Origin of the sequence: Clostridium cuniculi, from assembly GCF_004353185.1 — a bacterium.
Lineage (GTDB): Bacteria > Bacillota > Clostridia > Clostridiales > Clostridiaceae > Clostridium > Clostridium cuniculi.
Window position 1 is genome coordinate 26,200 of record NZ_SMUS01000030.1, and the last position, 24,123, is coordinate 50,322.

At 27.0% G+C, this 24,123-nt stretch carries 22 protein-coding genes; 17 read left to right on the plus strand and 5 right to left on the minus strand.

Annotation, left to right across the window (positions count from 1 at the left end; all coding sequences use genetic code 11):
- The gene (locus tag EJJ37_RS14100) at positions 1-918 is read left to right on the plus strand and encodes a S66 peptidase family protein (protein ID WP_133016216.1); all 918 of its coding nucleotides are present in this window, start codon (positions 1-3) and stop codon (positions 916-918) included.
- 129 nt (positions 919-1,047) lie between these two features.
- Here EJJ37_RS14100 and EJJ37_RS14105 read toward each other — a convergent pair whose 3' ends face one another.
- Complete coding sequence (locus EJJ37_RS14105; RefSeq protein ID WP_133016217.1) at positions 1,048-2,004, minus strand: alpha/beta hydrolase; 957 nt, start codon at positions 2,002-2,004, stop codon at positions 1,048-1,050.
- A 187-nt stretch (positions 2,005-2,191) separates the two neighbouring features.
- On the opposite strand from EJJ37_RS14105, the gene pyrE reads away from it, so the two are divergent.
- Positions 2,192-2,863: an orotate phosphoribosyltransferase gene (gene pyrE, locus EJJ37_RS14110; RefSeq protein ID WP_133016218.1), complete on the plus strand. Its 672-nt coding sequence runs from the start codon at positions 2,192-2,194 to the stop codon at positions 2,861-2,863.
- Between the two features lie 68 nt (positions 2,864-2,931).
- Here pyrE and ilvA read toward each other — a convergent pair whose 3' ends face one another.
- Entirely contained in the window at positions 2,932-4,131 is a 1,200-nt protein-coding gene (ilvA, locus tag EJJ37_RS14115) for a threonine ammonia-lyase (RefSeq protein WP_133016219.1), read from the minus strand.
- A 252-nt stretch (positions 4,132-4,383) separates the two neighbouring features.
- Between ilvA and EJJ37_RS14120 the strand changes: the two genes are divergently transcribed.
- The 14 genes from EJJ37_RS14120 (at position 4,384) to EJJ37_RS14180 (ending at position 21,002) form a co-directional block, all read left to right on the plus strand.
- Entirely contained in the window at positions 4,384-5,124 is a 741-nt protein-coding gene (locus tag EJJ37_RS14120) for a pseudouridine synthase (protein ID WP_133016220.1), read from the plus strand.
- Between the two features lie 10 nt (positions 5,125-5,134).
- Positions 5,135-5,674 (plus strand): tRNA 5-(aminomethyl)-2-thiouridylate-methyltransferase MnmM, encoded by a 540-nt coding sequence (gene mnmM, locus EJJ37_RS14125; RefSeq protein WP_133016221.1) that lies wholly within the window; start codon positions 5,135-5,137, stop codon positions 5,672-5,674.
- Positions 5,675-5,787: 113 nt separating this feature from the next.
- Positions 5,788-6,684: a MurR/RpiR family transcriptional regulator gene (locus tag EJJ37_RS14130; protein WP_133016222.1), complete on the plus strand. Its 897-nt coding sequence runs from the start codon at positions 5,788-5,790 to the stop codon at positions 6,682-6,684.
- Positions 6,685-6,762: 78 nt separating this feature from the next.
- Positions 6,763-7,977 carry a BaiN/RdsA family NAD(P)/FAD-dependent oxidoreductase gene (locus EJJ37_RS14135; RefSeq protein ID WP_133016223.1) on the plus strand — a complete coding sequence of 405 codons (1,215 nt, stop codon included), beginning with the start codon at positions 6,763-6,765 and terminating at the stop codon, positions 7,975-7,977.
- A 170-nt stretch (positions 7,978-8,147) separates the two neighbouring features.
- Positions 8,148-8,804: a (d)CMP kinase gene (gene cmk, locus EJJ37_RS14140; RefSeq protein WP_133016224.1), complete on the plus strand. Its 657-nt coding sequence runs from the start codon at positions 8,148-8,150 to the stop codon at positions 8,802-8,804.
- Between the two features lie 119 nt (positions 8,805-8,923).
- Complete coding sequence (locus EJJ37_RS20305; protein ID WP_166484775.1) at positions 8,924-9,769, plus strand: 4-hydroxy-3-methylbut-2-enyl diphosphate reductase; 846 nt, start codon at positions 8,924-8,926, stop codon at positions 9,767-9,769.
- A 1-nt stretch (position 9,770) separates the two neighbouring features.
- Positions 9,771-10,829, plus strand: a complete 1,059-nt coding sequence (rpsA, locus tag EJJ37_RS20310) for a 30S ribosomal protein S1 (protein ID WP_166484776.1) — start codon at positions 9,771-9,773, stop codon at positions 10,827-10,829.
- A gap of 94 nt (positions 10,830-10,923) precedes the next feature.
- Positions 10,924-11,859 carry a GNAT family N-acetyltransferase gene (locus tag EJJ37_RS14150; RefSeq protein ID WP_133016225.1) on the plus strand — a complete coding sequence of 312 codons (936 nt, stop codon included), beginning with the start codon at positions 10,924-10,926 and terminating at the stop codon, positions 11,857-11,859.
- Positions 11,860-12,034: 175 nt separating this feature from the next.
- Positions 12,035-13,378, plus strand: coding sequence for a tRNA (N6-isopentenyl adenosine(37)-C2)-methylthiotransferase MiaB (miaB, locus tag EJJ37_RS14155; protein WP_133016226.1), 1,344 nt, complete (start codon positions 12,035-12,037; stop codon positions 13,376-13,378).
- A gap of 233 nt (positions 13,379-13,611) precedes the next feature.
- Positions 13,612-16,344, plus strand: coding sequence for a DNA mismatch repair protein MutS (gene mutS, locus EJJ37_RS14160; RefSeq protein WP_133016227.1), 2,733 nt, complete (start codon positions 13,612-13,614; stop codon positions 16,342-16,344).
- Positions 16,345-16,354: 10 nt separating this feature from the next.
- Entirely contained in the window at positions 16,355-18,370 is a 2,016-nt protein-coding gene (gene mutL, locus EJJ37_RS14165; protein WP_133016228.1) for a DNA mismatch repair endonuclease MutL, read from the plus strand.
- A 13-nt stretch (positions 18,371-18,383) separates the two neighbouring features.
- Positions 18,384-19,310, plus strand: coding sequence for a tRNA (adenosine(37)-N6)-dimethylallyltransferase MiaA (gene miaA, locus EJJ37_RS14170; RefSeq protein WP_133016229.1), 927 nt, complete (start codon positions 18,384-18,386; stop codon positions 19,308-19,310).
- A 50-nt stretch (positions 19,311-19,360) separates the two neighbouring features.
- Entirely contained in the window at positions 19,361-19,597 is a 237-nt protein-coding gene (hfq, locus tag EJJ37_RS14175) for an RNA chaperone Hfq (RefSeq protein WP_133016230.1), read from the plus strand.
- Between the two features lie 127 nt (positions 19,598-19,724).
- On the plus strand, positions 19,725-21,002 hold the full coding sequence (locus tag EJJ37_RS14180) for a methionine gamma-lyase family protein (RefSeq protein WP_133016231.1): 1,278 nt from the start codon (positions 19,725-19,727) through the stop codon (positions 21,000-21,002).
- A 51-nt stretch (positions 21,003-21,053) separates the two neighbouring features.
- Here the strand turns inward: EJJ37_RS14180 and EJJ37_RS14185 are convergent, their stop codons facing one another.
- Together EJJ37_RS14185 and lexA are read right to left on the minus strand one after the other, a co-directional pair.
- Positions 21,054-21,959 carry a DUF3267 domain-containing protein gene (locus EJJ37_RS14185; protein WP_166484777.1) on the minus strand — a complete coding sequence of 302 codons (906 nt, stop codon included), beginning with the start codon at positions 21,957-21,959 and terminating at the stop codon, positions 21,054-21,056.
- Between the two features lie 64 nt (positions 21,960-22,023).
- Positions 22,024-22,626: a transcriptional repressor LexA gene (lexA, locus tag EJJ37_RS14190; RefSeq protein ID WP_133016233.1), complete on the minus strand. Its 603-nt coding sequence runs from the start codon at positions 22,624-22,626 to the stop codon at positions 22,024-22,026.
- A gap of 162 nt (positions 22,627-22,788) precedes the next feature.
- Here lexA and EJJ37_RS14195 point away from each other — a divergent pair, with 162 nt between their 5' ends.
- Positions 22,789-23,175: a hypothetical protein gene (locus EJJ37_RS14195; protein ID WP_133016234.1), complete on the plus strand. Its 387-nt coding sequence runs from the start codon at positions 22,789-22,791 to the stop codon at positions 23,173-23,175.
- A gap of 118 nt (positions 23,176-23,293) precedes the next feature.
- Here EJJ37_RS14195 and EJJ37_RS14200 read toward each other — a convergent pair.
- On the minus strand, positions 23,294-24,123 hold an 830-nt coding region (locus EJJ37_RS14200; RefSeq protein ID WP_133016235.1), incomplete at its 5' end, for a tyrosine recombinase XerC.

The window sequence follows — 24,123 nt, forward strand, 5'->3', positions numbered from 1 at the left end:
GTGATTAAACCTAAACCATTACAACAAGGTGATAGCGTAGCTATAATAGCACCTGCAAGTCCCTCTGATAAAAATTTAATTGATAAATGTATATCTTCGTTAAATGAGTTAGGATTAAAGGTAGTAGTAGGGGAAAGCTGTCTATCAGAACATGGATTTTTATCTGGAACTGATGATGTAAGAGCAAATGACATAAACTGTATGTTTGCAGATAAAAATATAAAGGGAATTTTTGCACTTCGAGGTGGCTATGGCTGTGCTAGATTATTAGACCTTATAGATTTTAAGCTAATCAAAAAAAATCCTAAAATTTTTATTGGTTATAGTGATATTACAGCTCTTCATATTGCTATAAATCAAAAAAGCAAACTTATAACATATCATGGTCCGATGATATCAACTGAACTAATAAAAGGATTAGATAAATATAGTGCTGATTATTACAAAAAATTTATTTTTGGGCATGAGAAAGTAGAAGAATTATTTAACCCTGAAGGAGATAATCTTGAAGTTATTAATAGTGGTATAGCTAGTGGACAGCTTATTGGTGGAAACTTATCATTAATTTGCTCTTCTTTAGGAACTAAATATGAAATAAATACTAAAAATAAGATCTTATTTTTAGAAGAGGTAGAGGAAGTGCCTTATAAAATAGATAGAATGCTTACTCACTTAAAACAATCTGGAAAATTAAAAGATGCAAATGGAATAATTTTAGGGGCATTTACTAATTGTATCGCTCCAAATAATAAAAAAAGCTTATCATTACAAGAAGTTTTTAACGAAATTATTTTACCATTAAAAAAACCAACTATAAGCAATCTAGTTTGTGGACATTGTCTTCCAACTTTAACTCTGCCTTTAGGAGCCAAAGTACTTCTTGATGCTAATAATAAAAAAATTAAAATCCTTGAATAATATTGCGCAGCACATGGGGTGAAAAATAAGAAGTTGTTAACTTTTATATAAATCAAAAATATATATTTAAAAGCTAACAACTTCTCATATAATATACAACAGAACTTTTTGATATTATGTAAATTATATTTAATTAGTTTGAGTTAATATATAATCAACAATTTTCATATATAAATTTAACGCTTCAGTGTTTGATAAGTTTTCTAGATAGTGAGTACAGTTTTGCAAGGTATATAGTTCAAAATTATTGTTATACTTTAATGCAGTTTCATATAATTCTACAGAAGTTTCATATGGTACAATATTATCCTTTAAACTGTGAATTATAAGTGTATCAGGTAAATCCTCTCTTACATATTCAATTGGGCTAAATTCTTTAGATAGTTTTTCTATGTCATTATCACTAAACTTTTTAACAACCTCTTCTGGACCAACTGATAAATTTACTTCGCTTAATCTAGCTGGTCCAAATAAATCAATGATGTACTTTACTTTAGAGGAATATGATTTTAAGGATTTATCCCCTATAAACTCGTCATCTTGAGAGAAGGCGGCCATCATTGAAAGTTGAGCGCCTGCAGATGGTCCTATTATTCCTATATTATTTACATCAAAATTATACTTATCTTTATTTTTATATATCCATCTAATTGTATCTTTAACATCTGATATCTGATCTTCTAAAATTACTTCATCCTCCATTAACTCATATGATGTACTAATTACTGCATAGCCTTCATCTTTAAGTAAGTCAATAATAGATTCTATAGCGGAAGGAATTACTTTATCACCATACATCCATCCATTTCCAAATACATATATAATTACTGGAGTTGCTTCCTTTGCTTCTTTATTAGTATAAATATCTAATGTAAGTTCTTTATTACCTCTTTTTTTATATACCACATCTTTATAGGTTATATTTTCAATTGGTTCATTATAAAAATCGCTAGAAATAGTAGGAAGACTATTGCTTAACCTTATAATTTCAACCAAAAATTTTATTTTTTTTATGTGAGTAACTAAAATAGTAGCTAGTATTAAAATAATAATTGTAGTAATTAATGATCTTTTTTTTATTTTCATGGCTATCTCCTAAAAGTAAAATATCAAAGTATAATTTTTTCGAATTGTACTTTTATTTTTTAATTATTGCCATATTCAAAATATACTAACCATAAATATAATTTTATTTGAAATATTTATTAGCTTTTTTTTTCGAATAATGTTACAATATTTAAGAAAAATATACATATTAAAGGAGTTGTTTTCTATGCAAAAATACAAACAAGAATTTATTGAGTTTATGGTAAGAAGTAATGTTTTAAGATTTGGAGAATTTGTTACAAAAAGTGGACGTCAAACACCATTTTTTATTAATACAGGAAACTATACTACAGGAGAACAACTTGAAAAATTAGGTGAATTTTATGCTAAAACTATTAATGAGCATATTGGCTCTGACGTAGATGTATTATTCGGACCAGCTTATAAAGGTATTCCATTAACTGTTACTACTGCTATATCTATGAATAAACTATATGGAGCAAATGTTGAATATTGTTCAAATAGAAAAGAAGTTAAAGACCATGGAGAAGGTGGAATTTTACTTGGAGCTAAATTAGATAACACAAAAAAAGTAGTTATAGTTGAAGATGTTATGACTGCAGGAACTTCAATTTATGAAACAGCACCAATACTAAAAGCTCAAGGCGATGTAGAAATTGCTGGCTTAGTAATATCTGTTGATAGAATGGAAAAGGGGAAAGGAGAACAATCAGCTCAAGCTGAAATTAAAGAAGCATTTGGAATTACAACTTATCCTATAGTTACAATGGCTGAAGTTGTTGAATACTTATATAATAGAGAAATTGATGGAACTGTCTATATTGATGATAAGATAAAAGCTGCTATAGCTGAATATTACAAAAAATATGGAGTTTAAAATTTAAGCATAAAATAATATAAGTCGACAATTTTAATTGCCGACTTATATTATTTTTATAGTTTTATTTAATACATGACCTTAATAGAATATTTTTCTCTTGCAAATGAATTAATTATCGTCTCAATATGTTCATGTCCATTTGTCTCTACAGTAACTTCTAACAATACATTGTGAATTCTATTAATAGCTTTAAATTGATTATGTTCAAGTTTTACTACATTTGCATTTTCTTTTGCTAAAATTTCAGATATTTTTAGTAGCTCTCCTGGCACATTTTTAAGCTCCACAGAAAAACAAAATAATCTTCCTTTTGAAACAAGTCCATTATTTATTAATTTTGATATTGTAAGCATATCAATATTTCCACCACTTAATATACAGCATACTTTTTTATTTTTTACTTTTAATTTTTTTAATGCAGCTAAAGTTACAACTCCAGATGCTTCAGCTACTAATTTATGTTTCTCAACTAATAAAAGGAATGACTCTACAATATCATTTTCTGAAACTGTTATAATTTCATCTACATACTCTCTAACAATTTCAAAAGTTTTATTACCAGGTGTTTTTACTGAAATACCATCGGCAATAGTATTAACACTGTCTAATGTACAAATTTTATCTTTTTGTATACTTAGTGCCATTGAAGGTGCACCCTCAGCTTGTACACCAACTATTTTTATATTTGGATTTAATGCTTTAGCAGCAAGGCTTATACCTGATATTAAACCACCTCCACCTATTGGAACAAGTATATAATCTAAATCATTAATTTCTTCAAATATTTCTAATGCAATTGTACCTTGTCCATAAATCACATCCATATCATTAAAAGGGTGTATAAAAACTTTTCCTTCCTCTTCCTCAATAGTTTTTGCTTTAATAAAGGCATCATCATAACATTTCCCATAAAGCACTATATTCCCACCATAATTTTTAGTTGATTCAACCTTCAAGTATGGGGTAGTTTCTGGCATTACTATACATGATTCTACTCCCATTAATGATGATGCATAAGCAACTCCTTGAGCATGATTTCCTGCAGATGAACAAATAACACCTTTAGCTTTTTCTTCTTGAGACAAGGAAATAATTTTATTTAAAGCACCTCTAATTTTATATGCCCCTGTTAATTGAAGATTCTCACACTTCATATATACATGATTATTGCTACTTTTACTAAATACATTACTATATAATAATGGTGTTTTAGTAATTACATTACTTATGTTTTCTCTTGCTTCCTTAATTTTTTCTAAATACATAATATAGCCTCCCTTTTCATATGTAACATTAATCAAATTTTCTAATATATATATAATATCACAGAAATATACAATTATCGAATGTAATTTTAAAGCTTGTATATAACAAATTAATCTAATTAACTATTCTTTACTCATAAATATTAATCAAAATAATTTTATGTTAATAATATAAACCTATAAATATTTAGTTGTATTAATTAAATATAAACTATATAATTACTTTGAATATTAAGAGACGGAGTGGATAAGATGGAAGAAAGATTACAAAAGTACATGGCTAGATGTGGTATTGCTTCAAGAAGAAAATGCGAAGAAATAATTCTAGAAGGAAAAATTAAAGTAAATGGTACTGTTATAACCGAAGTCGGAACTAAAATTGATCCTGAAAAAGATATTGTTGAATATAATAATAACATTATAAAAGTAGAAGAGAAGAAAGTTTACATAATGCTTAATAAACCTGAAGGATATATAACCTCTGTTAAAGATGAAAAAGGTAGAAAGACGGTTTTAGATATAGTTAATGTTGAAGAAAGAATATATCCTATAGGTAGATTAGACTATGATAGTTCTGGCCTATTAATATTAACAAATGATGGTAGTATTTATAATAATATAATTCATCCTAGAGTATCTATAAAGAAAAATTATATTGCTGTATGTAGAGGTAAATTTACTGAAAATGATCTTAAGCGTTTTAAAAAAGGAATAGATATTGGTGGTTATGTTACTGCTGAAGCAGATATTGAAGTAATATCTGAAGAAAAGAGATTTAACAAGAAAAAAAATTGTGATGAAATCTTATCAACTGTTGAAATTTCAATACACGAAGGTAAAAATAGACAAATAAGAAGAATGTGTTCTTCTCTAAATCATGAAGTTATAAGCCTTAAAAGAGTTTCAATAGGAAATATAAAATTAGGTTATCTAAAAAAAGGTGAGTGGAGACCTTTAACTGATAGCGAATTAGATTATATTAGAAGTTTATAGGGGTTTGCTTATGTTTAAATATGTTTCAGATGTCAGTATATTAGCACATAATATTATTAATGAGTATGTAGAAAATAAAAATGTTGCAGTGGATGCAACATTAGGAAACGGATATGATTGTGACTTTCTATCTTCCTGCTTTAAAAAAGTATATGCTTTTGAAATTCAAAAAGAGGCTTGTGAAAAATACATAGATAAGAATAATAATGTAATAATAATAAATGAATCACACCACAAAATAGATGAATTTGTTAATGAAGAAATTAACTGTATATGTTACAATCTTGGATATTTACCAGGTGGTAATAAGGAAATAACAACTTTAGCAGAAACTAGTCTTAAAAGCATACAACTTTCTTTAAATCTATTATCTAGTAATGGAATAATGGCAATAGCTATTTATAGAGGACATAATGAAGGTAAAGAAGAAGAAAGTTGCATTCTTCAATACTTAAGAAACTTACCTAAGAATAAGTTTGGAGTTATGCTACATGAATGTATAAATAGATCTGATAAGTCTCCCTTATTAGTCATTGTGGAGAAAAAATAGTTTTTATTTGAATTATTATTTATAAATCTTGCAACTTTTAATATGCTAACATTGATTAAATTTATAAATAATGCTAAAATAATTGAAGTTAATTAAATTAGGAGCGTACAATAATGGAACGAAGTATTAATGATGAATCAAAGGATTTAATGAAGTTAATTCAAATTAGATTTCCTAGATTAAGTAAGGGTCAAAAATTAATTGCTGAATACATATTAAAAAATTATGATAAAGCAGCATTTATGACAGCAGCTAAACTTGGAACTTCAGTTGGAGTATCAGAATCAACTGTAGTAAGGTTTGCAATAGAATTAGGTTTTTCAGGATATCCTAAACTCCAAAAATCTCTTCAAGAGTTAATAAAAAATAAATTAACAACAGTCCAAAGATTAGAATTATCTAGTGATTATATAACTGAAGGTCATGCTTTAAAAGGTGTTTTAAAAGCAGATATGGAAAATATTCGATCTACAATGGAAAAAATAGATTATAATACATTTGAAGATGTTGTTAATAATATTTTTACTGCTAAGAGAATATACATAATAGGTCTTAGAAGTTCAATGGCATTAGCTGAATTTTTAGGGTTCTATTTAAATATAATTTTACAAAATGTAAAAACTGTTGGCTATGGTATTTCTGATATCTTTGAACAAATGATAAATGTTGGCGAAGGAGATTTAGTAATAGGTATTGGTTTCCCTCGTTATGCTAGTAGAACTATTGATGCTTTAGCATTTGCTCAAGATAGAGGTGCAAGAGTAGTAGCTGTAACAGATAGTTTCTTATCTCCATTAGCAACAAGATCTGATTATGCATTAATTGCTCAAAGCAATATGGCATCTTTTGTTGACTCTTTAGTAGCACCATTATCAGTAATAAATGCTTTAATAATAGCAGTTGGAATGAGAGAAAAAGAAAATATTTCTTCTACATTTAATAGCCTTGAAGAAATATGGCAAGAATACAATGTCTACTCCTATAATAATAGAAATTTCGGAGATGATTAAGATATTTTATTCATAAAAAGGAATTAACAAATGTTAATTCCTTTAGTTATTATAAATAAAAATTTAGGAGGATTTTAAATGGCAAAAGTCATTGTAATAGGCGCTGGCCCTGCTGGAATAATGGCAGCAATTACTGCATCTAAAAATCATGAAGTTATTCTTTTAGATGGAAATGATAAAGTTGGGAAAAAATTATTTATAACAGGTAAAGGTAGATGTAATGTTACAAATGCCAAAGATATAAGTGAATTTTTTGATTATATTTATGGAAATCCTCATTTCCTATATAGTTCACTTTACTCCTTTACAAATGAAGATACTATAAACTTCTTTGAAAACCACGGAATCAAATTAAAAACAGAGCGTGGCGGAAGAATATTCCCATTGTCTGATAAATCATCTGATATTATAAAAGGCCTTTCTAATGGATTAAAGGAGAATAAAGTTCAAGTTAAACTTAACTCTAAAGTCACTAATATTTTATCTAAAAATGATAAAATATTAGGTGTTGAAATAAATAACTCTCAAAAAATAATGGGCGATCATTTTATTATAGCTACTGGTGGTGCTTCTTATCCACTTACAGGGTCTAAGGGTGATGGTTATGAGTTTGCAAAAAAACTTGGACATAGTATAGTTGATTTAAAGCCTTCATTGGTTCCTATTGAATTAAATGAAAGATGGCTGAAAGAATTAATGGGATTATCTCTTAAAAATATTTCATTAAGTATTTTAAAAAATAATAAGGTTTTATATAAAGAACAAGGTGAAATGCTATTCACAAGTTTTGGTATATCTGGTCCATTAGTCTTAAAAGGTTCAAGATTTATAAAGAATGATTCAAGTTATATTGCTTTACTTGATTTAAAGCCAGCATTAGAAACTAATGAGCTTGACAAAAGAATCCAAAAAGATTTTTTAAAGTATCAAAATAAAGAGTTTAAAAATTCTTTAAATGATTTATTACCTCAAAGAATAATTCCTTTAATAATTAAATTAAGTGGCATTCAAGAAGATAAAAAAGTAAATGTTATAACTAAGGAAGAAAGAAAAAAACTTGTACATATAATTAAAAATATAAAAATGAATATTAAAGGTTTAAGACCTATTGAAGAGGCAATAGTTACAGCTGGTGGTGTTAATACATTAGAAATTGACCCCTCTACTATGAAATCAAAAATGATTTCAAATTTATCATTTGCTGGTGAAGTTATAGATGTGGATGCATTCACTGGTGGTTATAATGTTCAAATAGCATTATCAACTGGCTATATTGCTGGAAGTAATATTTAATAATATTCTAAAGTGAAATTTTGTTATTGGAAAGTATAAATAGTGCATTTTTATTATTATTATTAGAATAAGTAGTAACTTTCCTTTAACGATTGTTATATTTTAATTTTAATTATATAATTAATAAGAACGTAAGATAGAGGTTTTATTTGAAAGGTGGAAAAATTATTATGAAAATATCTGTAGCAATAGATGGACCAGCTGGTGCGGGGAAAAGTACAATCGCTAAATTAGTAGGTAAAAAGTTTGATTTAATGTATATAAATACTGGAGCTATGTATAGGGCAGTAGCATTATTAGCTAAAAGAAATGGTATTGATACTACTAATATCGATGCATTAATGACAATGATAGATAACATGGAAATGCATTTTGAAAATGATGATTTAATATTAGATGGTGTTAACATTCAAAATGAAATTACAATGCCAGAAATAAGCGAAATAGTTTCTAACTACGCTTCTATTCCAGAAGTAAGAAGTAAACTTGTTACTTTACAAAGAAAAATGTCTGAAAAATACAATGTAATTATGGATGGTAGAGATATTGGGACAGTAGTATTAAAAAATTCTAAATTTAAATTTTTCCTAACAGCATCACCAGAAGAAAGAGCAAGAAGAAGATATACAGAGCTTTTAAACAGAGGCTTAGATGTTAATTATGATAAACTTTTAGAAGATATAATAAAAAGAGATCATATTGATAGTACTCGTGCTGTTGATCCATTAAAAAAAGCTGATGATGCTATAGAAATCGATAGTTCTAATTATAATATCACTGAAGTTACTGAAATAATTTGTAATTTTATAGAAAATGCTTTACAATAGATTAGGAGATAACATTTAATTGATAATATAAATTTTTGATTTTATAATCAAAGTTACTCTTAAAGACAATGAACAAGTAGTTAGTTTCATTTAAAAACTAAAGATATAGGAGAAAATTTATGAAAGTGTTATTAGCTGAAAATGCTGGTTTTTGTTTTGGAGTTAAACGAGCAGTAGATGAAGCAATAAAAACTCAAAAACAATTTAATAAAAAAATATATACATTGGGTCCATTAATACATAATGGTGATGTAGTAAAATACTTAGAAGAAAATAGTATATATGCAATAGACATAAATGACATAGATACTTTAACTAAAGGAGATGTTATCCTAATAAGATCTCATGGAGTATCAAAAAAAATATTTGATGATCTAAACGAAAAAGGGCTAATTGTTATTAATGCAACTTGTCCATTCGTAACAAATATTCAACAAAAGGTTAACAAATTCTCTAATGAAGGATATAAAATCGTTATTCTTGGTGATGAAAAACATCCTGAGGTTGTTGGTATTAATGGTTGGTGTAATAATGATGCCATAATTACTAATGATGGTAGCTTTAAAGAAAATCTTCCTAATAAAGTCTGTGTAGTTTCTCAAACTACAGAGAAAGAGGAAAATTGGAATAAAACAATAACTAATTTATCTAATGAATCAATTAAAGAATTAAAATCATTTAATACAATTTGTGCAGCTACAGAAGAAAGGCAAAAAAGTGTATATGATTTATCAAAAAATGTTGATTTAATGATTGTTATAGGTGGTAAACATAGTTCAAATACAACTAAACTATATCAAATAGCTAAATCAAACTGTGATAATACAATTCACATTGAAAATGCTAGTGAATTACCTGAAAATTTATTAGAAAATAAGAATATTAAAAGTATTGGTATAACAGCTGGAGCTTCAACTCCAGATTGGATTATAAAGGAAGTAGTCAAAATTATGGAGGGATTATAAAATGGAAGAACAATTATTATTAATGAATGAAATGGATAGAAGATTTAAAATTGGTGATGAAATTGAAGGAGAAATACTTTCAATAAAAGATGGTCAATTACAAATATCTTTAGTAGGATATAAGTCTGATGGAATAATTCCTTTTAAAGAATTAACATCTGAAGATAGAATTGATTCAGTATTAGAAACTTTAAAAGTTGGAGATACAATAAAAGCTAAAGTAATAAAATTAAAAAATGAAGATAACTATGTAGTTTTATCTAGATTAGAATATGAAAAAGAGGAAACATTATCTAAATTAGAAGATTTATTTAATAGTAAATCTGAATTTGATGTTATCATTAAAGAGGCTAAAGAAAAAGGATTAGTAGCATATTATAATGGTGTTAGAATATTCATTCCAGCATCTCAAATAGATATAAAATATGTAGAGAATAAAGAGGATTTAGTTGGAACTACTTTAAATGTTAGATTAATTGATTTTTCAAGAGATAATCTTTCAAAAATAGTTGCTTCAAGAAGAATAATATTAGAGGAAGCTAAAGCTCAAAAAGAACAATTAGCTTGGGATTCATTACATGAAGGTGATGTTGTAAAGGCTGAAATAAAAAGATTTACTAAGTTTGGTGCTTTTGCAGAAATTAATGGTATTGATGGTTTAATCCACTTATCTCAACTTTCATGGAAGCATGTTAATTCTTGTGAAGAAATATTAAAAATTGGTGAAATAGTTGATGTTAAGATTTTAAGCTTAGATAAAGAAGAAAAGAAATTATCTTTAAGTATAAAAGCTTTAACTCCAGAACCATGGAGCGTAGTAGATGAAAAATATTCTGTTAACTCAGCTGTTTTAGGTAAAGTAGTTAGAATTAATGATTTTGGTGCTTTTGTAGAATTAGAACCTGGAATTGATGGATTAGTTCATATTTCTAAAATAAGCCACGATCATATTAAACATCCATCTGAAGTATTAAAAATAGATGAAGAAGTTAAATGCATAATTTTAAGTATTGATAAAGAAAATAAAAGAATTGCTTTAAGCATTAAAGATGCACAATAATTTTTAGCAATAAAAAAAAAGATTACACATATATATAAGTGTAATCTTTTTATCTATTAAGGGTTATGAGAAAATTAAAAATTAGGGGTTAAGTATGGTATTGTTAGAAAGGTTGTCTAGTAATAATTTTGAGAATTTTAAAACTTTGAATTTAGAGAGATTCAGTAAAGAAAACTACGATAAAAACTTTTTTGAATACTATGAAAATGAAAAATTTTTTTTAAAGATTTTTTTAAAAAAGTTTGTTAAACTATTTATCTATAATAAAAAAGTTATAGGTTATATATGGCATGAAGTTCCTGTAGAAATTCCAGTACGAGTATGGTCATTATATGTTAAGGAAGAATATTTAGATTTATTATCACCTAACATTCTTAATAGCTTTAATAATACTATTCTCTCTTATGAAACTTGTGATGATAAAACTAATAATGAAATGCTTTCAAAATTAGGCTTTAAAAAAGTAAAACCATCAATTTTGATGAGTATGAATTTAGAAAATTATAATAAAACACAACAAACAAACAATCTAATATCTTCATTAAAAAATAATAGAGATTTACTGAAAACAATAAATTTATTGTTTAATTCTAATATAAAGGAATTAAAAATTTCTATAGAAAAGGTTGTTTTAAATAAAGATGAAGAGCTACGCTGTAAATTACAAAATTCTATTTTTTCTGCTTCCACTAGAATTCCTTTAGAAGTTGAGGATATAGAAAATGACATAGAACAAGATTATTACATTGAAGATTTATCACTTTTTATTAAAATTAATAATATAGCTATTGGATATGGACAAATTATTTATAATAGAGATATGTATACTGTTGTTAATTTTGGTATATTAAAAGAATTTAGAAATTATGGCTTTGGTAAAATTTTGTTAAATCATTTAATTGAAACAGCTAAGGATATGAATATTTATGATTTATATATAAGAGTTGAAGAAAGTAATTATAGTGCATTAAAATTATATAATTGGATAGGATTTACTCCCAAGTCTGTAATTAATAGATGGGAAAGATAAAATCATAATTTATTATTTAAAAAATTTTTAAGTTATAGCTAAATTTATCCTTATTTTTTTAATTAAAATATTATTAAACAAAAAATACTAAGTGGTTTAGTATTTATTTTTTACAAAATCTTATGTTATAATACATTAAGATTGATTATATAAGTAACAATGGAGGAAATTTTTTATGGTTAACGAAATAAATAATAACTTATTAAAATACTATATAGAAACTTGGGGTTGCCAAATGAATGAAGAGGATTCTGAAAAACTTTCAGGTATGCTTAAAAGAATTGGATATACAAGAACAGAAGATAAAAATGAAGCAGGAATAATTTTATTTAACACTTGTTGTGTTAGAGAAAATGCTGAAAATAAAGTATTTGGTAACTTAGGACAATTAAAAAAATTAAAAGAAAAAAATCCTGATTTAATTATTGGTATATGTGGTTGTATGATGCAACAAGAAGGTATGGCAGATAAAATATTAAAACAATTCCCTTATGTTAATATTATATTTGGAACTCACAATGCATATAAATTCCCTGAATACTTAAACAGAGTAAAAACAGAAGGTGTTCAAATAAAAGAAATATTCAATAAAGAAGAAGAAATTGTTGAGGGATTACCAATAGATAGACAAAGTGATGTAAAAGCCTTTGTAACTATTATGTACGGATGTAATAACTTCTGTACTTATTGTATAGTACCATTTGTAAGAGGTAGAGAAAGATCAAGAAAGCCTGAAGATATAATAAACGAAATAAAAGACTTAGTTTCAAAAGGATATAAAGAAGTTACTTTATTAGGTCAAAATGTTAACTCTTATGGAAAAGGCTTAGAAAATGAAGTTTCATTTGCAGAACTTTTAAGAATGATAAATGAAATTGATGGCTTAGAAAGAGTTAGATTTATGACATCTCATCCAAAAGATTTAAATGAAGATGTTATTAAAGCAATTAAAGAATGTGGTAAGTTATGTGAACAAATTCACTTACCTGTACAAAGCGGATCTGATAGAATATTAAAGAAAATGAATAGACATTATACAAGAGAGTACTATATGTCTTTAGTAAATAAAATTAAACAAGAAATACCTGATGTTTCTATAACAACAGATATAATTGTTGGATTCCCTGGTGAAACTGAAGAAGACTTCTTAGATACTTTAAACTTAGTAAAAGAAGTACAATATGATTCAGCATTTACATTTATATATTCTAGAAGAAATAATACACCTGCTGATATGATGTTAAACCAAGTTTCTGAAGAGGATAAACACGATAGATTTAATAGACTAGTTGAGGCTGTAAATAATAGTGTTATATCTAAAAATAAGGCTTATGATGGTAAAATTGTTGAAGTATTAGTTGAAGGTACTAGTAAAAATGATGAAACTAAACTTTCAGGTAGAACTAGAAATGGAAGATTAGTTAACTTCTCTGCAGAAGGAGTAAATATTGGAGACATAGTAAATGTTAAAATTACTAAAGCACAAAACTTCTCATTAGTTGGTGAAGCAATTAAATAGTTTTTTAGGATAACTTCTATATAGAGGTTATCCTTTTTATATTAAGTCTTTAAATATTTTTATAATTAAATTTATCTATAAAAATCAAAAATATTGACTTAAATAAAAGTTCGCCAAATTACAAAAATTACTTTCGTTTTTATTACTTTCTATTAATTTAGAAATGTTGTATAATTGTTGATAAACGGCTAAGATATTGAATTTAGCTATAAACTATAACCGAGGTGATTAACATGGGATTAACCCCGATGATGAGACAATATATGGAAATAAAGGATAAGTATCAAGACTGTATCCTTTTTTATAGATTAGGTGATTTTTATGAAATGTTCTTTGAAGATGCAAAAACTGCATCTAAAGAGCTAGAATTAGTTTTAACAGGAAGAGAGTGTGGACTAGAAGAAAGGGCACCTATGTGTGGTATTCCTTTCCATGCAGCTTCAAACTATATTTCTAGACTAGTAGCTAAAGGATATAAAGTTGGTATATGTGAGCAAATAGAAGATCCAGCACAAGCTAAAGGGATTGTTAAGAGAGACGTAATAAAAGTTATTACACCAGGAACATTCTCAGAAGCAAATGGAGAAGAGGAATATAAAAATACATATATAATGGCTATATACAGTCAAGATGGATATTATGGAATTGCATCATCAGATATTTCTACTGGTGAATTCAAAACTACTTTCTTTAAAGAATTAAAAACAACTCTTTTAGATGAAGTTTCTAAGATTTCACCTAAAGAAGTAATTGTTGATATAAACTTTGACGAAGAGTTAATAAATGAAATTCATAATATAAGCAATGCATTAATAACAAAGAAAGATATACTTCACTTTAACTGTACTGATGAGGAACTTATAAATCAATTTAGTGAAGTAGAAGTTGCTGGATTAGACTTAAGAAGTAAAATAGCCTCTTCTGTATTATTAAAATATATATTAGATACTCAAAAAATGAGCCTTTCTAATATAAATATTCTTGAAACTTACGATATAGTTAATTATATGACTATAGATAGTAGTTCTAGAAGAAACTTAGAATTAACAGAAAACCTTAAAGAAAAATCAAAAAAAGGTAGTTTAATTTGGGTTTTAGATAAAACATCTACTACAATGGGTGGAAGAGCATTAAGAAAATGGATAGAAGAACCACTAATTAATATAAATGAAATTAATAATAGACTAAATTCTGTAGATGAATTATTTAATAATATTTACTTTACAGAAGAATTACGTGAAGCTTTAAGAGATATTTATGATATTGAAAGAATAGTAGGTAAAATTTCTAATAAAAATGTAAATGCAAAAGATTTGGTATCTTTAAATATATCACTAAAAAAATTACCTGAAATAAAAGAAAGACTGTCTGTATGTAAAGCAGATCTATTAAGTAAATGGTATAAAAACTTAGATGTATTAGAAGATATAAGTACATTACTTTCAAAGGCTTTATTAGAGGATCCTGCCACTTCTATTAAAGAAGGTAATATAATAAAGCCTGGTTACTCTGATAAAGTAGATGAGTTAAGAGAGGCAAAATTAAACGGTAAACAATGGATAGCTTCATTAGAAAGTAAAGAAAGAGAGTTTACTGGAATTAAATCATTAAAAATAGGATACAATAAAGTTTTTGGATATTATATAGAAATCTCTAAGGCTAATTATAACCTAATACCAGAAGGAAGGTATATAAGAAAACAAACTTTAGCAAATGCTGAGCGTTATATTACTGAAGAACTTAAAGTAGTTGAGGAAAAAATTCTTGGTGCTGACGAACACTTAATGGCTCTTGAATATGAGTTATTTGTAGAATTAAGAGATAAGGTAGAAGCTCAAATTCCTAGATTAAAAAATAGCGCTAATATAATATCATCTTTAGATGCTCTTACTACTTTAGCTAAAGTTGCTGTTGATAATGATTATATTAGACCTAATATAAATAATGAAGGAATAATAGAAATAGAAGACGGTAGACATCCTGTAGTAGAAAAGGTAATAGGTAACGGAGAGTTTGTATCTAATAACACGTGTATTAATAAACATGATAACAGATTACTTTTAATAACTGGACCTAATATGGCTGGTAAATCAACTTATATGAGACAGGTTGCATTGATTACTCTTATGGCTCAAATAGGTTCATTTGTACCTGCTAAAAGGGCTAATATATCTGTTTGTGATAAAATATTTACAAGAATAGGTGCATCAGATGATTTAGCTGGTGGTAAATCAACATTCATGGTAGAAATGTGGGAAGTATCTAATATATTAAAAAATGCTACTCCTAATAGTTTAGTATTATTAGATGAAGTAGGGAGAGGAACATCAACTTATGATGGATTAAGTATTGCCTGGTCTGTTATAGAGTATATCTCTAAAAATAATAACTTAAAGTGTAAAACACTATTTGCTACTCACTATCATGAGCTAACTAAACTAGAAGGAATAATTGAGGGTGTTAAAAACTATTCAGTTGCTGTTAAAGAAACTGATGAGCAAGTTATATTCCTAAGAAAGATAGTTGAAGGTGGCGCAGATCAATCTTATGGTATTGAGGTTGCTAAACTTGCTGGATTACCTTTAGAAGTAATTGATAGAGCAAAACATATATTAGCTAAATTAGAAAATGAAAAATCAATAGAAATAGATAAACTATTTCATAATTATAAAGAAAAAGAAACCTCAATAAAATGTGAAAATATTAATGAAAAAGAAGTAGCTATAGAAAAAGAGGAAATTATTATAGAAACTCCTATAGAAGAAAAGCCTAAAGAGGAAATAAAAAAAGGTAATGAAACTACTATAGCTAAAGAAAGTAATGGAGTATTACAAATAGACTTCACTATGCTTGAAAAGGAATCTTTATTATCAGAAATTGCGAATATAGAGGTTATGACTATGACACCTTTAGATGCAATGAATACTTTATTTAAAATCGTTCAGGATGCTAAAAAATTAAAATAGGAGGTGCTCTATGAAAAGAATTAACCTATTAGATGAACATACTTCTAATAAGATAGCTGCAGGGGAAGTTGTAGAGCGACCTTCCTCTGTAGTTAAAGAACTTGTAGAAAACTCTATAGATGCTGGTTCTAAGAATATAACTATTGAAATAGAAGAGGGGGGAATAGCACTTATAAGAGTTATTGATGATGGCTCTGGAGTTCATAACTTAGATATAGAAAAGGCCTTCTTACCACATGCTACATCTAAAATCAAAACTGTTGAAGATATATACTCTATAAACACTTTAGGTTTTAGGGGAGAAGCTTTACCTTCTATTGCTTCTGTATCTAAGTTAACCTTTAGAAGTAAGCCCTCTGAATGCGACTTTGGTAAAGAAATAGTTTTAGAAGCTGGTGAAAAATTATCATTAACTGATATAGGGATGAATAATGGATCTGTAATGGAAGTTAAAGATTTATTTTTCAATGTTCCTGCTAGAAGAAAGTTCTTAAAATCCACTTCAAGAGAAGGTAGTTTAATAAATGATATTATTTTAAGAATAGCTTTATCTAATCCTGATATATCTTTTAAACTATTTAATAACGGCAAAAAGACATTACATACATATGGAGATGGTAAGTTAAACAATGTTATAAGAACTATTTATGGCAAAAATATCTCTGATCATGTATTACCCTTTGACTATGAAGATGAAACTTTAAAAGTTCATGGTTATATAGGCAAAGAAATAATTGCTAGAGGCTCTAGAAATAACGAAAGTATATTTGTTAATAATAGATATATAAAAAATAAAACAATTGTGGCAGCCGTTGAAAATGCATTTAAATCATTCTCAACAGTTAATAAATTCCCATTCTTTGTACTTTTTATAGATTTATCACCAGATTCCATAGATGTTAACATACATCCTACAAAAGCAGAAATAAAGTTTAAAGACGAAAGGGTTATTTATAAAAGGGTATTTGATGCAGTTCATAATGCTTTAAAAGAAGATATATTTAATTCATTTGCAGTAGAAGATAAATTTGTAAATGAAGAAATTGTTGAGGAAATTAAATTAGATTTAGATACAGCATCTAAAAGTAGCAGTATAGATGAACCAATTATTTCTAATAAAGTTGAACCTTCTATAAAGGATATATATAATAATGTAACTATACATGATGTTGCTAAAGAAGAGGATTTATATAATAAATTGAAGGAATTAAATAGAAATAAAGCTATTACTTCTTATAATGATAATGTAAATACTAATTCTGAATCATTAAATAATACAACTATAAATGAAAATATTAATAATAGTGAGTATTATGCTACAAATGATTTTACCTCTTCACAAGCTAATTTACCTACGGTAGAAAAGTCTAATAATTTTAATTCATCTACAGCTTCTGTAGAAATAAAAAAAGAAATATCAACAGAAAAAGAAGTAAATAAGGCCAAATTTCCGGATTTACGGGTTATTGGACAATTTAGTAAAACTTATATATTAGCTGAGTATTTAGATACACTTTATATAATAGATCAACATGCTGCTCATGAAAAAATATTATATGAAAAATATGTAAAAGATATAGAAAGCAAGGAAATTATAGTACAACAGTTACTAATTCCTTGCATAATAGATTTATCTTTAGATGACTATGAATGTTATAAGGAAAATACAGAAGTATTTACTAATTCAGGATTTGTTATAGAAGAGTTTGGCGGTAATACTATTGCTTTAAAAGAAGTGCCTTACTTTTTAGGAAAACTTGATGCTAAAAACTTCTTATTAAGTATAATCGATAACTTGAAAAACTTAGGTAGTGGTAAAACAGTAGAAGTTAAGCTAAATAAAATTGCTACTATGGCATGTAAGGCTGCAGTTAAGGCAAATGATTATTTAACACAAATAGAAATGGAGAAACTTATTTCTGATTTAAGATATATAGATAATCCCTTTAACTGTCCACATGGAAGACCTATAATAATCAAGTTTACAGAATATGAATTAGATAAAAAGTTTAGAAGGATAGTATAGAAAGGTTTATAATATGAAGAATAAAATATTAGTTTTAGCTGGTCCAACAGCAGTAGGAAAAACAGCTTTATCTATAGAATTAGCTAAGAAATTAAATGGAGAAATAGTGTCAACAGACTCTATGCAAATATATAAATACATGGATATCGGTTCAGCAAAAATAACTCCTTCTGAAATGGATGGTATAAAACATCATATGCTAGATGTAACAACACCAGATAAACCATTTTCAGTTGTAGATTTTAAAACCTTAGCAGAACCAATAATTGATGATTTACTAACAGAAAATAAGCTTCCTATTTTAACTGGAGGTACAGGACTTTATATAAATGCATTAACTTGCAATATGAACTTCACTGATGCACCAAGTGATGAAGAATATAGAAAAGAATTAGAAGAACTTGCAATAGCTAATGGAGATAGTTACATTCATGAAATGCTAAAAGAAATTGATCCTATAAGCTATAACTCAATTCATCCTAATAACAGGAAGAGGGTAATAAGAGCATTAGAAGTATATAAAGTAACTAATAAGCCATTTAGTTCATTTAATGCCGGTGAAGACTTCTATAAAAGCAAATACGACGTTCATTACTATGTTTTAGATATGAATAGAGAAAAGCTTTATGAGAGGATAAATAGAAGAGTAGATATAATGTTTGAAAATGGCCTTCTAGAAGAATGTATTAAATTAAAGGAAAATGGGTATAATTCATCTATGCAAGCAATGCAGGGAATAGGATATAAAGAAGTACTTTTATATCTTGAAAATTCTATAACCTTAGAAGAGGCTATAGAAATGATTAAACAAGGTTCTAGGAACTATGCTAAACGTCAATTAACTTGGTTTAGAAAGGATCCAAGAGCTAAATTCTTAAATAAAGATCTATTATCTGATGATGAAATACTTCAAATAATAATAGATGATTTAAACAATTAATAAGTTTATAATTATATAAAAATAAATGTTTAGCCATGGAGGTGGTTATTATGAATAAACAAAGTAATAATATTCAAGATATTTTCTTAAATAACGCAAGAAAAAGTAAAACATTAGTATCTATTTATTTAGTTAACGGTTTTCAACTAAGAGGATTAGTTAAAGGATTCGATAACTTTACTGTTATTTTAGATTGCGAAGGAAAGCAAATGCTAGTATATAAGCATTCAATTACAACAATAACCCCATCAAAACCTCTACCTTTTTTAGATAATGAAAACTTATAGGAACTGCTTATAGCAGTTCCTTTTCTCTAATTATATTAATTTTATAACTTTTAAATATAAAAAACTTTATATTTTACATATTATTATATATAATTATTATGAAATAATGTATAATGGAGGAACTTTAATGTTAAGAGAAACAGAAAAGTTAATGATGGAATCTTACAACATAAAGCCACATGTATTTGAATTATATAAAAAGGCTTTAAGTGATGTAGAAGAACAATTTAAAATTTATGATGAAATAAGAGAGTATAATCAACTAAAGGTACTTAATGCATTCCAAGAAGAAAGAATAAGCGATATGCATTTTACAAATTCATCAGGATACGGATATGATGACATTGGTAGAGATACTTTAGATAAAGTATACGCAAGAATATTTAATACTGAAAGTGCTTTAGTTAGACCACACTTTGTAAATGGTACTCATGCTATTGGTTGTGCATTAATGGGGAATTTAAAAACAGGAGATACTATGGTATGTATTAGTGGTGCTCCTTATGATACTTTACATAACATAATTGGCATAAGCGGAAAAGAAAATATAGGCTCATTAAAAGAGTATGGAGTTAACTATAAACAAGTAGATTTAAAAAATGGTACTTTTGATACTGAAAAGATTATCGAAGTTCTTAAAGAAGACTCTACAATTAAATTAGTACATATACAAAGAAGTACAGGGTATGGATGGAGAAAATCTTTCTTAGTTTCTGAAATAGGCGAAATAATCTCAAAAATAAAAGAAGTCAGAAGCGATGTTTGTGTTTTTGTAGATAACTGTTATGGAGAATTAATAGACAAAATTGAACCTACAGATGTTGGAGCAGATTTAGTTGCTGGATCACTTATAAAGAATCTAGGTGGTGGAATAGCACCAACTGGTGGATATGTAGCTGGTAAAACAAAATACGTAGAGCAAGCAGCCTATAGATTAACAACTCCTGGAATAGGAGGGGAGTGTGGTTCTACATTCGGCGTTATGAGACAACTTTATCAAGGACTATTCTTAGCACCTCATATAGTTATGGAAGCTCTTAAAGGAGCTGTATTCTGTTCTAGAATAATGGAGATTGCAGGATTTGAAGTTTTACCTAAATATAATGATAAAAGAAGTGATATTATTCAAGCTATTAAATTTAACGATAGAGAAAACTTAATAAAATTCTGTAAGGGTATTCAAAAGGGCTCTCCAATTGATTCTTATGTTGAATGTGAACCATGGGCAATGCCTGGATATAACGATGAAGTTATAATGGCAGCTGGTGCATTTATTCAAGGTTCATCTATTGAATTATCTGCAGATGCTCCTATAAGAGAGCCTTATATAGCCTATTTACAAGGTGGCTTAACATTCGATCACGCTAAAATAGGCATATTAATTTCACTAAATAACATAATTTAATCATTAAAAAAGGGCTATATTCAATTATATAGCCCTTTTTTAATGATATTTTTATTCAGGTACAATATCATTAGCCTCTAATTCTACCTCATTAATATTAGAATCAACATCTATTTTATCTATATTTATACCTTCTATTTTTTCATTACTTTCAATATTAAGATCTTCTGTCTCAGCATTATCTAAAACTTCTAATTCACTATTATTAATATCACTACTCAAGTCTTCCTTATCTTCTTCCTTATCAAAATCATTTTCTACAGTACTTTCTGCAAAGGTTTCTTCAACAATTTCAATATTATCACTTTTTATATGGTTACTTTCTAAACTTTCTGTGAAATCCTCACTTGCAATCAAATAATCATAATTATTAGGTATAATAAATAACTTCTTATATCCATCTTCATTAGATCTAACAAAAAATTGTAAAATTATATTAAGTAAGTCATCTGAAGATAATATAGCATTAGCAAAAGAAAGAGAGTATAAATATAAATCGAATTCTCCTAAGCACTTAATTGCTATTAATGGTAAAAGAGAAAATAATATAAATGGCATAATTAAATTAAAGCATAGTAGAGCAGGGTGTATTTCTTCCTTTAATTCACTAGTAACAATTCTCTTGTTGTTAAAGAATACTAAACTATTATTTGTATTTTTAAAAGGGTTCTTATAAAACAAAGTATGAATAAATTCATGTGGAATTTGAATTAAGTAGAAACTAAGAATATAAAATATTATAAAATTAAAAATCATTATTTTAATATCCTGAATCGTTCTGGAATAGCTAGCTAGCATATATCCAAAGCCATATCCATATAAAAGAATAAATAGTATTCTTATAAGAATTCGTCTATTTAAATACTTATCTCTATCGTAATTTTCTATAGGACATATTATATTTTCGCTATCATAATCTCCAGATTTCTTAATAAACCTACCTAGAGTTATTCTCATATTAATCACACACCTTCGCATTAAAATAAAAAGAGTCATACAATATTGTATGACTCTTTAAATATTAATATGTCCTAAATAGTCCAACTAACTTGCCCAAAATTTTGCAATCGTCAACTATAATAGCATCCATATTATCATTTTCTGGTTGTAATCTAATATGATTTTTTTCTTTATAAAATCTTTTTATAGTAGCTTCATTTTCTATTAATGCAACAACTATCTCACCGTTATTTGCTGTTTTACATTCTTCTATTATAGCTAAATCTCCGTCGAATATACCTGCATTAATCATGCTATCTCCACTTATATTAAGCATAAATAATTCTTTATTATGACTAACATAATCAAGTGGAATAGGGAATATATCCTCCACATTTTCATTCGCTAATATCGGCAAACCAGCAGTTACCTTTCCTATTATAGGAATATTAACCATCTCTCTTTTCACTGAATTATCTATTATCTCTAACGCTCTTGGTTTAGTAGGATCTCTTTTTATCAAGCCCTTACTTTCTAAACGTTTAAGATGTCCATGAACTGATGATGTAGATTTTAATCCTACAGCTTCGCAAATTTCTCTTACTGAAGGAGGGTATCCTTTGTTATCGGTGTAAGTTTTTAAGAATTCATATATTTCATTTTGTTTTTCGCTTACTTTACGCATTTTCAACACCTCACTTATTTAAATACATTATAACATATACCAATTACAATATCAAACTTATGTTCTTTATAATAATAAATAATCTTTAAATATTATTTATTATTGAAATATAATAAAATAACTGATAGAATAATAAGGTTAATAGAACTAGGTGGTGATTTTATGACTTATAAATATACTGAAGATGATTATTGTGATTTATTTTCTAAAAAAATCTGTGATAATTGTGGAAAATGCTTAGAAGAAGATGGCATTGACATTAGAGCCATTAATATTGATGATATAGCTAAAACAGTTGAAGAAAATGCATTTATTGAAGAAGAGCTAAAAAATGCTTTAGATGCATTAAAAGAAGAAGAAAAAGATTCTCAAGAAGAGCTTACACTAGAAAATTACAACGATATTTTAAATAATTTAGATGGTAACGAAGATTATGTTGATGCTTTTGATAATATTGTTTACTTCGATGAACTTGGAGTAGATAACGATACAGAATTAGAAGAATTAACTGAAGAAATTTATCCAGGTATAAGAAAAATGAAAAAATAGAAAATATTAAAATTAAAAGAAACTCTTATTATTTTTGAGTTTCTTTTAATTTATAATGTATTTTTTTATCTATTTAATACTAAAATGAACTTTTTACGAGCATTGAACATATGTTCTTTTATTTATTATTTATATTTGCAAGAGGATTTGAATTAGCTGCTTCTCTTAGAATTTCCTCATCTACATGGGTATAAATTTGTGTTGTAGATATATTTTCGTGTCCTAATATACTTTGCAAACTTCTAATATCAACATTCCCATGCTTATACATTAGAGTAGCTGCAGTATGTCTAAGTTTGTGCGGTGTATACTTAGCATTTGTTAAACCAGCATTTTTAACATGTTTTTTTACCAACAGTTCTACAGTTCTTTTATTTATCGGAGTATTTCTAGAAGATAGAAATAGATATTTTTTATTTTCATCTGTAGCTTTAGAATCATTTCTTTTAGAAAGATAATTATTTATAGCTGATATACATGCATCATTTAAATAAACAGTACGTTCTTTATTACCTTTACCTATTATAGTTAGGGTATCTCCCTTTATCTTATCTATTTTTATTGAACACAATTCTGATAAACGCATTCCACAATTAAGAAATAAAGTTAATATACAATAATCTCTTAAATAATTGCAATTATTAGTATCTAAAGAGGAGAGTAGTGAAACACTTTCATCTAACGTAAGATATATTGGATGTCTTTTATTTATTTTAGGAGATTCTAACTCTGTTGCTGGATTAGAGTTTATTATTTTAGCTTTCCCTTGTAAGTAATTAAAAAAAGATTTAAATGTAGCCACCTTTCTAGCTCTAGCATAATTCCCATTACCTCTTTGTTTTTCTACAAAAGATAAAAAGGCATAAAGATCTGTTAGAACAATACTTCTTACAAAGTCTTCTCCTAGATCATTTATAGGTATATCTTCAAATTCTATATCATCTGGTA